General features: G+C 73.0%; 11 protein-coding genes and 2 pseudogenes. 12 read left to right on the top strand and 1 reads right to left on the bottom strand.

Translation table 11 applies throughout. From position 1 onward, the window contains the following. The first annotated feature begins 7 nt into the window (after positions 1–7). Both PYR91_RS21975 and PYR91_RS21980 read left to right on the top strand, forming a co-directional pair. Positions 8–1,120 carry a glycosyltransferase gene (locus PYR91_RS21975; RefSeq protein WP_279782328.1) on the top strand — a complete coding sequence of 371 codons (1,113 nt, stop codon included), beginning with the start codon at positions 8–10 and terminating at the stop codon, positions 1,118–1,120. After that, on the top strand, positions 1,117–2,787 hold the full coding sequence (locus tag PYR91_RS21980; protein WP_279782329.1) for a glycosyltransferase family 2 protein: 1,671 nt from the start codon (positions 1,117–1,119) through the stop codon (positions 2,785–2,787). The genes PYR91_RS21975 and PYR91_RS21980 overlap by 4 nt, the downstream gene beginning before the upstream one ends. A 53-nt stretch (positions 2,788–2,840) precedes the next feature. On the opposite strand, the gene PYR91_RS21985 is transcribed toward PYR91_RS21980, so the two are convergent. Beyond that, positions 2,841–4,454: a glycosyltransferase gene (locus PYR91_RS21985; protein WP_279782330.1), complete on the bottom strand. Its 1,614-nt coding sequence runs from the start codon at positions 4,452–4,454 to the stop codon at positions 2,841–2,843. A gap of 328 nt (positions 4,455–4,782) precedes the next feature. On the opposite strand from PYR91_RS21985, the gene thrC reads away from it, so the two are divergent. From thrC to PYR91_RS22035, 10 genes and pseudogenes are all read left to right on the top strand, one after another. Continuing rightward, positions 4,783–5,841 (top strand): threonine synthase, encoded by a 1,059-nt coding sequence (gene thrC, locus PYR91_RS21990; protein ID WP_279782331.1) that lies wholly within the window; start codon positions 4,783–4,785, stop codon positions 5,839–5,841. A 34-nt stretch (positions 5,842–5,875) separates the two neighbouring features. Then, on the top strand, positions 5,876–6,823 hold the full coding sequence (gene thrB, locus PYR91_RS21995) for a homoserine kinase (protein WP_279782332.1): 948 nt from the start codon (positions 5,876–5,878) through the stop codon (positions 6,821–6,823). Positions 6,824–7,249: 426 nt separating this feature from the next. Further along, positions 7,250–9,253 (top strand): transcription termination factor Rho, encoded by a 2,004-nt coding sequence (gene rho, locus PYR91_RS22000; protein WP_279782333.1) that lies wholly within the window; start codon positions 7,250–7,252, stop codon positions 9,251–9,253. 241 nt (positions 9,254–9,494) lie between these two features. Further along, complete coding sequence (locus PYR91_RS22005) at positions 9,495–10,790, top strand: sensor histidine kinase (protein ID WP_279782335.1); 1,296 nt, start codon at positions 9,495–9,497, stop codon at positions 10,788–10,790. 29 nt (positions 10,791–10,819) lie between these two features. Further along, positions 10,820–11,467, top strand: coding sequence for a response regulator transcription factor (locus tag PYR91_RS22010; protein ID WP_279782354.1), 648 nt, complete (start codon positions 10,820–10,822; stop codon positions 11,465–11,467). A gap of 192 nt (positions 11,468–11,659) precedes the next feature. Further along, a complete protein-coding gene (gene rpmE, locus PYR91_RS22015) occupies positions 11,660–11,878 on the top strand; it encodes a 50S ribosomal protein L31 (protein WP_279782337.1) in 219 nt (72 codons plus the stop codon). Positions 11,879–11,982: 104 nt separating this feature from the next. Beyond that, entirely contained in the window at positions 11,983–13,035 is a 1,053-nt protein-coding gene (gene prfA / locus PYR91_RS22020) for a peptide chain release factor 1 (RefSeq protein ID WP_279782338.1), read from the top strand. 55 nt (positions 13,036–13,090) lie between these two features. Continuing rightward, the gene (gene prmC / locus PYR91_RS22025) at positions 13,091–13,945 is read left to right on the top strand and encodes a peptide chain release factor N(5)-glutamine methyltransferase (RefSeq protein ID WP_279782340.1); all 855 of its coding nucleotides are present in this window, start codon (positions 13,091–13,093) and stop codon (positions 13,943–13,945) included. Between the two features lie 204 nt (positions 13,946–14,149). Beyond that, positions 14,150–14,782, top strand: a pseudogene (locus PYR91_RS22030) (L-threonylcarbamoyladenylate synthase); the annotation flags it as partial. Positions 14,783–15,530: 748 nt separating this feature from the next. Next, positions 15,531–16,024 (top strand): annotated as a pseudogene (locus tag PYR91_RS22035) (hypothetical protein); the annotation flags it as partial.

Below are 16,024 nucleotides of genomic sequence, written 5' to 3' on the forward strand. Positions count from 1 at the left end.
GTGACGGGTGTCGTCCGAGGGTGCCGCCACCCCGCTCGGTTACGTGCGCACGCCCACCGGAGGGTCCGCCGACCTCTCCTTCGACGGAGGGCGGCCCGTGCTCGCCGGCGAGCCGTCTGGCGCGCCGCCGACGGCCGCCGCGGTGGCGCGGCTGCGCTCGTTCGACGGGCTGCGGGTGTGCTGGCCCGGGTCTCCGGCGGGCGTCATCGAGACGCTGCTCCCGCTGGCCGCCGCCGGGGTCCCGCTGTACGCCGCCGATGCGCCGGCCTGGGTGAAGGAGGCCGATCCCGAGCTGGCCGGGCTGCTCACCTCGTGGGCGCCGGGCCCGGCCGAGGCGTCCCTCCGCTCGGTGGGCGACCTGCGCAGGGAGGAGCACAGCGTGCGGCTGCGGCGCCACGGCGCGCGGGCCGGGCGTCCGGCCGCCGCGCCCAAGGTCAGCGTGGTGATGTGCAGCAAGCGGCCGCACCTGCTCGGGTCGGCGCTCGCCCAGATCGCGCGGCAGCGGCACGTCGAGGCCGAGGTCCTGCTCGGCCTGCACGGCGTGCCGGCCTCGCACGACGACGTGCGCCGGGCCTTGGACGCCTTCCCGCTCCCGATCACCGTCGTCGAGGCCGAGGCGGCCACGCCGTTCGGCGCGGTGCTGAACGAGGTGGCGTCCAGGGCGGCCGGCGACGAGATCGCCAAGTGGGACGACGACGACTGGTACTCCCCGGAGCACCTCGGCGACCTGATCATGGCCCGCGACTACTCCGGCGCCGACATCGTCGGCACCGCCGCCGAGTTCTTCTACCTGGAGCCGCTCGACCTCACCGTCCGGCGCACCGACTACACCAGCGAGGTGTGGTCCGACCACGTCGCGGGCGGTACGATCTTCGTTGCTCGGGCGAAATTTCACGAAATAGGGGGCTTTGGGCAGGTGGCGCGCGGGGTGGACTCCCACTTCCTCAAGGCCGCCCACGCGGCCGGCGGCCGCATCTACCGCACCCAGGGCCTCGGATACGTACTGCGCCGCTCGCTGGCCGAAGACCACACCTGGCGGCTTCCGCTGGCCCACTTCATACGCGTCGCGGCGAACCAGTGGCGCGGCTTCCGCCCGAGCCTGATCCTGGAAGCCTCATGACCCCCCTGATCCGCGCCAACGACTACACCGTGCTCGACCCTCCAGAGCTCGGGTCCTGGACGCCCGGCCTGACGGTCAGCGTGGTCGTCCCCGCCTACAACGGCCACGACAAGCTCGACCTGGTGCTCGCCGGCCTCGCCGTCCAGAGCTACCCGGCCGGGCTCATGGACGTCGTGGTCGTCGACAACGGCAGCAGCCCGCCCCTGCGCCTGCCGGAGCTGCGTCCCCGGCGCACCCGGCTGGTCGTGTGCGACACGCCCGGCCGGGCCGACGCCCGAAACGCCGGCCTGGCCGCCGCCGAGGGCGAGGTCGTGCACTGGCTCGACTCCGACGTCGTCCCCGACCGGCACGAGGTCGAGGCGCACATGCGCTGGCACCACCTGGCCCCCTACCTGGTGGTCACCGGCTACCTTCGCTTCACCGCCCGCACGCCGCCCGGCCCGGAGGCCGTGGCCGAAGCCGCCGACCTCGCCGAGCTGTTCGAGCCCGCCGAGCCCCACGAGTGGCTCGTCGACCTGGTGGAGCGCACCAACGGCCTGACCCGGGCGGCCAACCGCGCCTTCAGCCTGCACGTCGGCGGCGCCACCTCGGTGAGCCGGCGACTCCTGGACGACGCCGGCCCCATGGACGAGGACCTGGTCCTCGGGCAGGACACCGAGATGGGGTACCGGCTGGCCCAGGCCGGCGCCGTCTTCGTCCCCGAGCCGCGCGCCCGCGGCTACCACCTGGGGCCGTCGATGCGCATGCGCGACAAGCAGCTCATCGACCGCGTCAGCCACGCCACGATCGGCGACCGCGTCCCGCAGTACCGGTGGCTGCGCACCCATCCCACCCGGCAGTGGAAGGTGCCCTACCTGGAGGTCGTCGTCGAGGCCGCCGGCTACGAGGACACCCGCGCCACCGTGGACGCCGTGCTCGCCGGCACCGTGCCCGACGTCTCGGTGCTGCTGGTCGGCCCCTGGGACACCCTCGTCCCCGAACGGCGGGCGCCGCTCAAGGACCCCCACCTCGACCTCACGCTCATCCACGCCCACTACGCCCACGAGGGGCGCGTGCGCGCCACGCCGGCCGAGACCGGGCGCCTGGCGCCGTTCCGCCTGCGGCTGCCTGCCGGCTGGGTGCCGGGGGAGGACACCCTGGCCCGGCTGCTCGACCTCGCGGTGGACGGCGAGCACGGCCTGGTGGAGGTGCTGCTCGCCGAGGGCGCCGGCGGCGTGGTCGCCGCCCGGCTGGAGCGCCGCGCCGCCTTCGCCCGCGCGGCGCTGGTCGCCGGGCGCGGCGACACCCTGGACGACGTCGTCGACGACGTCTACGGCAGCCTGTGGACCGACGGCGAGACCTGGGGCTTCGTCCCCGCCTCCGAGGCGGCCCCGGGCAAGGGGCGCAGGGCGGCCTACCGCGCCCGTCTGGAGACCGAGGCCGAGGTCGTCCGGCTGACCAAGGAGGCCGAGCGCCTGCGCGGCCAGGTGGCCAAGTGGCGCGAGGAGTCAGGGCGCTGGCGCAAGTCGGCCGTCGACCTGCGCCGCGAGGTCGGCACCCTGCGCCGCGAGGTGGCCGCCCTGAAGGCGGGCCGGCTCCGCGCGGCGATCAAGAAGATCTCCGCCAGGCGCGCCCGCCCGCCGGGCGCCGACGGCGAGCCCGTGGCGCCGGGCACCGAGAGTCCCTGACGATCGATCCGCCGGAGGGGCCACGCGACGCCGCCGCCGGCGGCGACCGGCGGTCAGCGTCCGCCGATGGCCGATCGCAGCCGGCTCATCAGCGCGTCCCGGGCCGATCGCGACGACGCCGGGGCTGCGCTCGCCGGGCCCGGGGCCTGCGGGGCCGTGCCGCCCCGCCCGGCCGCGGGCTGGTCCTGCGGCGCCGCCGCCGCGCGGCGGGCCGAAGAGGCGGCGTCGCCGCGCTGGGGGGCGGGAGGCCAGAACTCGGCTGCCTGGGCCCGGCGCACGCCGTGGGTCTGGGCGACGACCTCGGTCAGGTCCTCGCCGGGGCCGGCGAGCAGGCGGGCGCGGTTCACGGCGTCGGTGCGCTCCAGGCGGGCCGTCCGGCCGCCGGGCAGGCCGACCAGCAGCAGCCCCGAGCGGTCCTCGGTGACCGCCTTGATCATCAGCTCCAGGGAACGGCGTCCCAGCGGCACGTCGACCGGGCCGGTGTAGCGGAACGGGACCGGCGCGGCGTCGGGCGCGGGGGTGGAGACCAGGTGGACGGCGTCGTCGTACTGGAACTGCTCGCGGATCAGGCGGGCCTCGAAGCCGGGGTCGCCCAGCAGGGGGTGACGGCCCGCGGGCAGCTCGGCCCAGGGGCCGGTGAGCGTGACCCGCACGTCTGGGACGCTGCCGCTCAGCGCCGCGCTCACCGCCGCCCGCACCTCGGGCTCGCCGCGGCCGGCGGCGTCCAGGACGACCTCCACGTACGGCACCTTCCAGCGCCGGCCCGGCTCCTTGCGCAGGTCGCGGCGGAGCGGCACGCGGTGGGCCAGGAACGGGGAGACCACGCGAACGATCGCGTCGCCGTCGACCCGCTGCGCGGGCAGGCCCAGGTGGACGGCGCGGGCCTCCGGGTCGGGGACGAAGACGGCGCCGCTCATGGCCAGCCGGTAGGCGAACTCGGTGTCCTGGCCCCGCAGCACGTCGGTGTCGAACCCGCCGAGCCGGTGGAACAGGGCGCGGCGGAACGACACGGTCGGCCCGGTGGCCACGTGGTAGGGGTTCTTGCTCGCCCGCAGCCCGTCGAGGCGCCGGATGGTCGCCTCGGTGGAGCTCGGCACCGCCCGCTCCAGGTCGAACAGCGTGTCCAGCGCGCCCGCGCGCACGCCCGCGTGCACCTGGGCGGGCGTCAGCTCGGGCTCCTCGACGAAGCTCTTGGCGCCGATCGTCACCAGGTAGTCGGCCAGGTGGTGCCAGCGCATCAGGGCCTCGATGTGCTCGCGGCCGGTGACCATGTCGGCGTCCAGCCGCTGGACGACGTCCCCCTCGGCGAGCGTGACGCCGCTGTTGAGGGCGTGCGAGGCCCCCCACCCGCCCGGCGCGGCCCGCACCAGGCGGGTGCGCTCGGGGCGGATCTCCGGCAGGCGCAGCGGCGGCCGGCTGCCGTCGTCCACGACGACGACCTCCATGAGGCCCGACGGGTAGGTCTGCGCGGCGAGCGCGGCGAGCGTCAGGTCGAGGCGGTGCTGCGCGCCGTGCGCGGGGACGACCACGCTGACCGTCAGGGTGGGCGTCCAGCCCCCGAGCGGGGGAGGGACGAGCGGCGAGTAGTCGTTGTGGCGGAGCCTGGGCCGGTCGTGCACGCCGCCAGGCTCCCGTCCGCTGGAGCCGGAGCTCCTGGTTTCAGCCATGAGAAGCAAGTCCACACCTCCCCCACGGACCTCCGGCCTCGCGGAGGCGGGTGGCCTCCGGCTCCGCCCGTGGGGGGGAGGTCGAGATGATCGATGTCCTTTTCGCATCGTTCGCGGCCGGCGATTCGACCCTATACAAGGAATCTGGGAGCTTCGTGTGAGTGCTGGGACGACCCCTCGGCGCCCGGCCGGGTTCCATCCTGTGGACAACGGAACGGCGGGGGCGGTGGCGGCCGTAGACTCGGGATCTGATACCGCTGGTCGTGGACCGGCGAGTTACGCGCCGTCGAGAACGCGTCACGCCGGGCCGGGCGCGGGAGGAGCAGCGATGTTGAGGGCATGGCGTGGGCTGATCGAGGAGTACCGTGACCGGCTTCCCGTGACCGCCACGACCCCCGTGGTCACCCTGCTCGAAGGCGGCACGCCGCTGGTCCCCGCGAGGCGCCTCTCCGATCTCACGGGCTGTGAGGTCCACCTGAAGGTCGAGGGCCTCAACCCCACGGGCAGCTTCAAAGACCGCGGCATGACCGTCGCCATCAGCAAGTCGCTCGAAATGGGCGCTAAGGCGGTCATCTGCGCCTCCACCGGCAACACCAGCGCCTCCGCCGCGGCCTACGCCGTTCGCGCCGGGCTCACCTGCGCGGTCCTCGTGCCCCGGGGCAAGATCGCCATGGGCAAGCTGGCGCAGGCGCTCGTGCACGGCGCCAAGCTCATCCAGGTCGACGGCTCGTTCGACGACTGCCTCGACATGACGCGGAAGCTCGCGGAGAACTACCCCATCGCGCTGGTCAACTCCGTCAACCCCCACCGCCTGCAGGGCCAGAAGACCGCGGCCTTCGAGATCGTCGACGCCCTGGGCGACGCGCCCGACATCCACTGCATCCCGGTCGGCAACGCCGGCAACATCTCGGCGTACTGGATGGGATACCGCGAGTATGCCGCCGACGGCGTCGCCACCCAGACCCCGCGCATGCTCGGGTTCCAGGCCAGCGGCGCCGCGCCCATCGTCAACGGCGCCCCCGTCACCCACCCGCACACGATCGCCACGGCCATCCGCATCGGCAACCCGGCCTCCTGGAAGCTCGCCGAAGCCGCGCGCGACGAGTCCGGCGGCGTCATCCAGGCCGTCACCGACCGCCGCATCGCCGCCGCGTACAAGCTGCTGGCCCAAGAGGAGGGCGTGTTCGTCGAGCTGGCCTCGGCCGCGAGCGTGGCGGGCCTGCTCCAGGCCCACGAGCAGGGCCTGGTCACCCCGGGGCGGCGTGTGGTGTGCACGGTCACCGGCAACGGCCTAAAGGATCCCGACTGGGCGATCTCCGGTGCCCCGACACCGGTGACGATCCCCGTCGACGCCTTCGCCGCCGCCGGCGCCCTCGAACTCGCCTGACCCGCCGCGACGCCCGCACCGAACCGAGGTACGAATGTCATCCAGCAGCACCGTCGTCGTTCGCGTGCCCGCGACCAGCGCCAACCTCGGCCCGGGCTTCGACTCCCTCGGCCTGGCGCTGTGCCTGTACGACGAGGTCGAGGCGAGTGTCTTCGAGCCGGCCGGCGCGCCCGCCGTCGAGGTCGGCGTCGAGGGCGAGGGCGCGGGGGAGCTCGACACCGGCGAGGGCCATCTGATCATCAGGGCGATGCGCGCCACCTTCGAGCGGGCGGGCGTGCCGCAGCCGACAGGCCTGCGCCTGCGGTGCCTCAACCGCATCCCGCACGCGCGCGGCCTCGGCTCCTCCTCGGCGGCGATCTGCGCCGGCATCCTCGCCGCCCGTGCCCTGGCGGCCCCCGGGCTGTCCGACGACGAGGTGTTCGCCCTGGCCACCGAGATGGAGGGGCACCCCGACAACGTCGCCCCCTGTCTCTTTGGCGGCCTTACCATCGCATGGAGCGACTTGTCGGGAAATCCGAGTAAGCTGAAGTTGAGCCCGCATGGGGGCGTCCGACCAGTGGTGTGTGTGCCGAGAACCCGGCTCTCCACCGAGGAGGCGCGCGGGCTCCTGCCGAAGGACGTGCCGCATGCCGACGCCGCGGCGAACGCCGGACGCGCGGCCCTGCTCATCGCGGCCCTTACCCAGCGGCCCGAGATGGGGCTGTTGCTCGCCGCCACGGAAGACCGACTGCACCAGGCCTACCGCGCGCCTGCCATGCCGCGGACCGCGGAGCTGGTACAACGTCTCCGCGAGGCGGGGGTTCCCGCCGTCGTGTCGGGGGCCGGGCCCACGGTGCTGGCGCTCGGAGCAGCGGATACCCATGATTTGATCGCGTCGAAAGCGGGTAGTGACTGGCACATCCAGCCATTGGACGTCGACCAGTCTGGTGCGCGCGTCATTTTCCCGAGACACGCTGATGCATCTTCGACCCTCAAGGAATAGCAGTGTGCGCTGGTGATGTTAGGCTGATAGCCGCACCAGATGCCCCCGTTGCGGGTGCGTGCTTGTCAGCCATACATCGCTGGGTCGCGCCTCTCGTCGCAAGACGTGAGCCGCACAGCGGGCTTCCCGAATCCATCGCCTCCGGTTGGTCCACATCCGGTTGGCGCGTCGAGAAGCGGCGTAATCGGGGACATGCGCGTTCGAATCACATCGACATCTGGGCGGCGGTAACCAGCCGGGGGGCGACCCCCGGGCCCCCAACGGCTCGCGAATCTCTACGGTGACGGCTCTGTGCCGGTTCGACGCACCGGCTTCCCGACACCTTGGAAATTCGTCCAGCCCGACCCGGTCTGTCCCGCCGGGTCGAACCACCGGGACGCCTCGCTGATCATGGCCGGCGCCCGACCCCTGGGAAGGACCTTTTAGTTGAGCGACACCACCGAACTCCTCTCCGACGCCTCCGGCGCAGTGCCGCCGACCGCCGGCGACACCCCCACCCGTGCCGCGGCCCGGCCGCGCCGTCGCTCCGGCACCGGCCTGTCCGCCATGGTGCTCCCTGAGCTGCAGGCTCTCGCGTCGAGCCTCGGCATCAGCGGGATCGGGCGCATGCGCAAGAGCCAGCTCATCGCGGCCATCCAGGAGAAGCAGGGCGTGGCCTCCGAAGGCGCGCCCTCCTCCGCACCCGCTGAGCCCACTCCCGTCGCGGCGCCCGTGGCGACCGCCGAGCCGGTGGCCGAGCGCCCCGCCCGCACGCGCAGGGAACGTTCCCGTCCCGCGCCGGTCGAGGCCGTCGTAGAGCCCCGCGAGGAGCGCGCCCCCGTCGTGGAGGCGCCGCCCGTCGAGCAGGCTCCCGCCGCCGTCTCCGCACCTCCCGCCGCGGCTTCCGCTCCCGCCGCCGACCCCGGTCAGGCCGAGGGCAGGCCCGAGCGCGGCGAGTCCCGCCGCGAGCGCGGGGAGCGCCGCGGACGCGGCGACCGTCGCGACCGCGGGGACAACCGCCCCGACAACCGCAACGACAACAGCCGTCCGGAGCAGCGCGCCGCCGACGCCGGCGACGCCCGCCGTGAGCAGGGCCGCGACCGCGACCAGGGTCGTGAGCAGAGCCGCGACCAGGTGCGCGACCAGGGCCGCGACCAGGTGCGCGAGCAGTCGCGCGGCGACCAGTCCCGCGGCGACCAGTCCCGCGACCCGCAGGGCGACGACGACCGTCGTGGCCGCCGCGGCCGGTTCAGGGAGCGCAACCGCCGGGGCCGCGACCGCTTCGACAGCAACGAGCCCGTGATCGGCGACGACGACGTCCTCATCCCGATCGCCGGAATCCTCGACATCCTCGACAACTACGCGTTCGTGCGCACCAGCGGCTACCTGCCGGGCGCCAACGACGTCTACGTCTCGCTGGCGCAGATCCGCCGCAACAACCTGCGTAAGGGCGACGTCATCACCGGCGCCGTGCGCCAGCCCCGCGACGGCGAGCGGCGCGAGAAGTTCAACGCGCTCGTGCGGCTCGACACCGTCAACGGCATGGATCCCGAGCAGGGGCGCAACCGTCCCGACTTCTCCAAGCTCACCCCGCTGTACCCGCAGGAGCGGCTGCGCCTGGAGACCGACCCCAACATCCTGACGACCAGGATCATCGACCTGGTCGCCCCGATCGGCAAGGGTCAGCGCGGCCTCATCGTCTCCCCGCCCAAGGCCGGCAAGACGATGGTGCTGCAGTCGATCGCCAACGCGATCACCAGGAACAACCCCGAGTGCCACCTGATGGTCGTCCTGGTCGACGAGCGTCCCGAAGAGGTCACCGACATGCAGCGGTCGGTGAAGGGCGAGGTCATCCACTCGACCTTCGACCGCCCCGCCGAGGACCACACCACCGTCGCCGAGCTCGCCATCGAGCGCGCGAAGCGCCTGGTGGAGCTGGGCCACGACGTCGTGGTGCTGCTCGACTCCATCACCCGCCTCGGCCGCGCCTACAACCTGGCGGCCCCGGCGTCCGGACGCATCCTGTCCGGTGGTGTCGACTCCACCGCGCTGTACCCGCCCAAGCGCTTCTTCGGCGCCGCCCGCAACATCGAGAACGGCGGCTCGCTGACGATCCTCGCCACGGCGCTGGTGGAGACCGGCTCCAAGATGGACGAGGTCATCTTCGAGGAGTTCAAGGGCACCGGCAACGCCGAGCTGAAGCTCAACCGCTCCCTGGCCGACAAGCGCATCTTCCCCGCGGTGGACGTCGACGCGTCCGGCACCCGCAAGGAAGAGATCCTGATGTCCAAGGACGAGCTGCAGATCGTCTGGAAGCTGCGCCGGGTGCTGCACGCGCTCGACATGCAGCAGGCGCTTGAGCTGCTCCTGGAGAAGATGCGGGAGACCCAGTCCAACGCGGAGTTCCTGCTGCAGGTGCAGAAGACGACGGTCAGCTCCGAGCGCGACTAGCGCGAGGGCGGCATCGACGCATGAGGGCCCGCGCCCGGCGCGGGCCCGGCGGAAGGGCGGGGCCGTGGGCCTCGCCCTTCTGTCATGCCCGGGGGTGGGGCTACCCCCACCCCCGGGCACTGGCGCCCGCCCCATGGCGCCGGGCGCGCGGGCTTGGCAGGCTTCAAGCCGTCCGGCCCACGTCACGGTCTCAGCGGTTCCACCGAACGCGCCCGGGTGAGGGCTCGACGGGAGGGGAAGCATGACTGCCGAGGCGGCGGCACCGGGGCGCGCACCGTTACGACTACGTGTGCCGTTCGGCCCCCGAGGGCCGCTGGGCCTGCTGGTCGACCCGATGACGTGGCGCACCGCCCCCTACCTGATCTTGGCGTCCGTCACCGGATTCGTGTGGTTCGTCGTGCTGGCGGTGACCGTCCCGGTCTCGCTGGTGCTCTTCGGGGTGTGGGTCGGCCTGCCGCTGCTGGTGCTCACGATGCTCCTATGGCGCGCGGGAGCGATGCTTGAGCGCCGCCTCCTGCGGCTGGCCCTGGGCGTCGCCATCCCGGACCCGTACCGGCCGCGGCCGATCTCGGGGGTGATGAGCCAGCTCGGCTGGCTGTTCCGCGACCCGGCCACCTGGAAGGATCTCGGCTACCTGCTCCTGCTGTTCCCGCTGGGCATGGTCGAGGCCGGGGTGACGGTGGTCCTGTGGATCTGCTCGGCCGGTCTCCTCGGTCAGCCGATCCTGGTGCTGCTGGGTGTTCCGACGTCGATCACCGAGCGGCTGGTGATCGACACCATCCCCGAGTCGCTGCCGTGGGTGCTGGTCGGTGCGCTGCTCACGATCGTCACGCTCTACGTCGTGCGTGCCATGGGCTGGCTGCACGGGCTGCTGGCGGTGGCGCTGCTCGGAGCCGGCGACGAGGAGCGGGTCACCCACCTGCGGGCGAGCCGGGCCAGAGGCGTGGACGCGGCCGAGGCCGAGCGGCGCAGAATCGAGCGCGACCTGCACGACGGGGCCCAGCAACGGCTGCTGGCGGTCGTCCTCGATCTGGGCAGGGCCCGCTCCAAGTTCGACTCCGACCCCGAGGAGGCCCGGGAGCTGCTCACGCAGGCGCACGCGGGCACCAAGGCGGCCATCACCGAGCTGCGCGACCTGGCGCGCGGCATCTACCCAGCCATCCTCACCGACCGGGGGCTGGACGCCGCCCTGTCGGCGCTCGCCGCCCGCGCGCCGGTCAGGGTGGAGGTCACGGTGGAGATCACCACCCGGCCGCCGGCCGCGGTCGAGAGCATCGCGTACTTCATCGTCGCCGAGGCGCTCACCAACATGGCCAAGCACTCGGCGGCCACCCAGGCGTCGGTGCGCGTGGCCCGTGAGGACGAGCGGGTCGTCGTCGAGGTGCGGGACGACGGCGTGGGCGGCGCGCTGGCGCGCCCGGGCGGCGGGCTGGCCGGCCTGGCCGACCGCGCCGCCACCATCGACGGCGCGCTTATCATCCGGAGCCCCGAAGGCGGGCCCACGCTGATCCGCGCCGAGCTACCGTACGAATGGTGACCGGGCGGTGGGCTGAGGGGGCGGGCGCGGTGCGCGTGGTGATCGCCGAGGACTCCGTCCTGCTCCGGGAGGGGCTGATCAGGCTGCTCGCCGACGGCGGCATCGAGACGGTGGCCGCCGCCGGCGACGGCCCGGGGCTGGTCGACGCGGTGCGCGAGCACGAGCCCGACCTCGCCGTCGTGGACGTGCGGATGCCGCCGTCCCACACCGACGAGGGGCTCAAGGCGGCGCTGGCCGCCCGCTCCATCCGGCCCGGCCTGCCCGTGCTGGTGCTCTCCCAGTACGTGGAGGAGCGTTACGCGACCGAGCTGATCGGCCGCGGCGCGGCGGCCGTGGGCTACCTGCTGAAGGAGCGCGTCGCCGACGTCGGCGAGTTCCTCGACGCGGTCCGGCGGGTCGCGGCCGGCGGCACGGTCATCGACCCCGAGGTGGTGGAGCAGCTGCTGAGCCGGCGGCGCCGGGGGCACCCCCTCGACGCGCTGACCTCCAGGGAGTCGGAGGTCCTGGGGCTGATGGCGCAGGGCCGCTCGAACAACGCCGTCGCCGCGCGCCTCAACGTCACCGAGGGGGCCGTGGAGAAGCACATCTCCAGCATCTTCGGGAAACTCGGTCTCGATCCGGCCCCGGACGACCACCGCAGGGTCCTCGCCGTGCTCGCCTACCTGGGGCGGGTCTAGGCCCGGCGGCCGGAAACCCGCCGCCTCGCCGCCGGTGGGCGGCGTGGGAATGCGTGGCGGGCCGGGGTGGTTAGAGGATCTGGCACACTGGTAGCCGACGAACGGCGGTTCCGGTTCCCGCCCCCCCTCGCCCGATCATCGGGCGGTGAGAGACGAGGGCGACCCGGCGGCCGCGCCAGGAGAGGAATACACATGAAGCCCGACATTCACCCGCAGTACGCCACCACGCAGGTGACCTGTGCCTGCGGAGCCAGCTTCACCACCCGCAGCACCGCCAAGAACGGCGTGATCCACGCGGACGTCTGCTCCGCCTGCCACCCGTTCTACACGGGCAAGCAGAAGATCCTCGACACCGGTGGCCGGGTGGCCCGCTTCGAGAAGCGTTTCGGCAAGAAGCCGGCCGGCAACTAGCTGGGCGAGGAACGCCGGCTCGGAACCGTCCCCGCTCAGGGGGCGCGCCCGGGTCGGCGTTCTTGGTGTGATCCCGTTTTCTCGCCTGGAAGGAAGGACGCACGGTGAAACTCGACGAGTTGCTCGGGGAGTACGCGGAGCTGGAGCTCAAACTCGCCGACCCCGCCGTGCACGCCGACCAGAACAAGGCGCGCACGCTGGGCAAGCGGTACGCCCAGCTCACACCCATCGTGTCCACCTACCGCGAGCTGGAGGCCGTCCGCGACGACCTCGCGGCCGCCAGGGAGCTCGCCCACGAGGACGCCGGTTTCGCCGCCGAGGCGACCGAGCTGGAGGCCCGCGTGTCCCCGCTCGAGGAGCGCCTGCGGCACCTGCTCGTCCCGCGCGACCCCAACGACGACAAGGACACCATCATGGAGATCAAGGCGGGTGAGGGCGGCGAGGAGTCCGCGCTGTTCGCCGGCGATCTCCTGCGCATGTACCTCCGCTACGCCGAGCGGGCGGGCTGGAAGACCGAGATCATCGATGCCCAGCACTCCGACCTCGGCGGCTACAAGGACGTCACCGTCGCGGTGAAGGGCAAGGGCTCCGACGGCGTCTGGTCGCACCTGAAGTTCGAGGGCGGCGTCCACCGGGTCCAGCGGGTGCCGGTCACCGAGTCGCAGGGCCGCATCCACACCTCCGCGGCCGGCGTCCTGGTGTACCCGGAGGCCGAGGAGGTCGAGGTCCAGATCGACCCCAACGACCTGCGGATCGACGTGTTCCGCAGCTCCGGCCCGGGCGGGCAGAGCGTCAACACCACCGACTCGGCGGTGCGCATCACGCACGCGCCGACCGGCGTGGTCGTCTCCTGCCAGAACGAGAAGAGCCAGCTCCAGAACAAGGAGTCGGCGATGCGCATTCTTCGCGCCCGGCTGCTCGCGATCGCGCAGGAGGAGGCCGACGCCGCCGCCTCGGCCGACCGCAAGTCGCAGGTGCGCACGGTCGACCGCTCCGAGCGCGTCCGCACCTACAACTACCCGGAGAACCGCATCAGCGATCACCGCGTAGGGTTCAAGGCCTACAACCTCGACCAGGTTCTGGACGGCGATCTCTCCGCGGTCATCCAGGCCCTGACGGACGCCGAGATGGCCGAGAAGCTGGCCGCGCACTCATGAGCGGCCCCACCGCCGTACCGCCCACGACCACATAGATATAGCTGACGAAACTTCCATGACCTTGCTGATGGACGAGATAGCGCTGGCCACCGCCCGGCTCGCCGAGGCCGGGGTCCCTTCTCCGCGGACCGACGCCGAGGAGATCGCGGCGTTCGTCCACGGCGTCCGGCGCGGAGAGCTCCACACCGTGGCCGACGGCGAGTTCGACGCGCTGTTCTGGGAGGGGGTCGCGCGGCGCGAGGCACGCGAGCCTCTTCAGCACATCACCGGCCGCGCCTACTTCCGTTACCTCTCGCTGGAGGTCGGCCCCGGGGTCTTCGTGCCCCGCCCGGAGACCGAGGTCGTCGCGGGCTGGGCGATCGACCGCCTGCGTGAGATGGACGTCGCCTCGCCCGTGGTGGCCGATCTCGGCACCGGGTCGGGGGCCATCGCGTTGTCCATCGCCCAGGAGGTCGCGCTCGCCCAGGTGCACGCGGTCGAGGTCGATCCCGAGGCGTACGGCTGGGCCAAGCGCAACATCGTCGAGCATGGTCAGGGCCGCGTGTCGCTGCACCCCGAAGACCTCGCCGACTGCCTTCCCGAGCTCGACGGCCGCGTCGACCTGGTGGTCTCCAACCCGCCCTACATCCCTCCCGGGGCCGTGCCGCGCGATCCCGAGGTGCGCGACTACGACCCCTCGCGGGCGCTCTACGGCTCCGGCGCCGACGGTCTGGACGAGATCCGCGCCGTCGAGCGCACGGCCCGCCGCCTGCTGCGCCCGGGCGGCATGGTCGCGGTGGAGCACGCCGACGAGCAGGGGTCGGCCGTCTACCTGGTGTTCCCCGAAGATCGCGGATGGCGCGACACCCGCACCCACGCCGACCTGACCGGCCGCGACCGCTTCGTCACCGCCCGCTTCGGCCGCGAGTGAGCTTCCCGGGCTCGGCGTCGCCGTAGGAGTTCCGCGTTCGGTTCGCAGGTCGTCTCGGTGGTTCCGGCGCGCCGCCGGTTCCGCCTCCCTCCGCGCGTCGGCCGCTGTGGTCGTCCGGGTCGCCGCGCCGGGATGGGGAACGGTTGTCCACAGGCTGCGGGGTCCTGGTCCGGAGCGTGCGGCGCACGTGGAAGGATTCGACTCGTGAGTCGACGTTATGACTGTTCGAACATGCAGGAGCGTGCCGCCGGGCTGGCCGACGCCGCATCGGCGATTCGCGCGGGCGAGCTGGTGGTGATCCCCACCGACACCGTCTACGGCATCGGTGCCGACGCCTTCACGCCGCACGCGGTCGCGGCGCTCCTGGAGGCCAAAGGGCGCGGCCGAGACGTCCCGGTGCCCGTCCTGGTCGGCACGGTGCGGGCGGCGAACGCCCTGGTGGACGATCTGGGCGTCTACGGCCAAGATCTCATCGACAACTTCTGGCCGGGCCCGCTGACGCTGATCTGCCGGGCCGGCCGGTCCCTCAACTGGGATCTCGGCGACACCAAGGGCACGGTCGCGATCCGCATGCCGCTGCACGCGGTCGCGCTCGAACTGCTCAAGGAGACCGGCCCGATGGCGGTGAGCAGCGCCAACCGCAGCGGCGCCCCGCCTGCGACGACGGCCGCCGAGGCCGAGGAGCAGCTCGGCGAGTCGGTCGCGGTCTATCTCGACGGCGGCGCGTGCGCCGACGACACGCCCTCGACCATCATCGATCTCACCACGCCCGTGCCGCGCGTGCTCCGCAAGGGCGCCATCCCCGTCGAGAAGCTCCGCAGCGTGATCGGCTACGTGGCCACCGACGCCACCCCCGAGCCGTACTCCCCACCCGAGACAGACGCTCACGAGGCCAAGCCGGCTCCCGAAGCCGCCACCACCCTGCCCGATGACGTCCCCGGGGCCGCGGGCGCCGCCGAAGGCGTGTCCAAGGCCGACGAAGGCGCCGAGGCCGATCAGGTCGTCCCGGCCCCGTCCGAGCCTGGTGGGGCGGCGACGCAGGAGGGCAAGGAGCCCCGGGCCCAGACGAGTCAGGGCGATGCGAGCGGGTCGGAGGCCGACCGGCCAGGGACGGGTGAGCCCCGAACGGGTTCGGCTGGGGCGACTCAAGCCGGAACAGGTGAGCCCGGAACGGGTCAGGCTGGAACGGGTGAGCCCGGAACAGGCGAGCCCGGAACGGGGCAGGCCGGGGCGGGCAAGCCGCCCGGCGGTTCGGCCGAGGGTGTGGAGGCGGAGCGGAAGGGGCCGGGCGCACAGGGCTGAGGCTCGCCCGGCGCCCGGCCCGGTGAAGGCGTGCTGGTTCTCGTGGGAGGTTCGCGTCGGACGCGGTCCGGTTCAGCGCGGGGGCCGGCCGCTCGGTGCGGGGCCACCTGGAATCATGCCCTCTGGCTATCGCTGAGCCGTAACGGCGAGTGGCGTGAGTACCGTGATGTGCGTCTTTGCTCTTGAGTCGCTAGCTGTGGCGAGAGAGCATGGCTGCGGGCGGGCGGTGAGCCCGCTCCGGTGAGCGGCCAGGGGAGTGCGACCACGAGCACGGGAGACGCCCATGGGCAAGCTGGACGGAATGGACCCCACCCTGGTCCGCGCGCTGCTCGCCGAGGTCGGCCGCGCGGGTGAGCAGATGCGGACCGTCGAGTCCCGCATCGCCCAGCTGACGGGCGCCGCCGGCCTTTCGGTTCCGGCGACCCACCGCCCCGCCCAGGTGGCCGACGCCGGAGCCACCCTGGTGCGCGACGTCAACGCCCGCCTGGTCCTGCTCGAGAAGCAGGAGAAGCAGAAGCAGTCCCCGACCGGCCCCACCGGCATGGACGTCACCGCTCCCGACAAGCAGGACACCACAAAGCCCCAGAGCGACCAGTCCGAGAAGGCCGACAAATCCGACAAGGACGACGCCCCGAAGGGCGACAAGCAGGACAAGGACGACGCCCCGAAGGGCGACAAGCAGGACAGGGACGACGCGCCCAAGGGCGACAAGCAGGACAGGGACGACGCGCCCAAGGGCGACAAGCAGGACAGGGACGACGCGCCCAAGGGCGACAA

Source organism: Sphaerisporangium sp. TRM90804 (genome assembly GCF_029846175.1).
Classification (GTDB): Bacteria; Actinomycetota; Actinomycetes; order Streptosporangiales; family Streptosporangiaceae; genus Sphaerisporangium.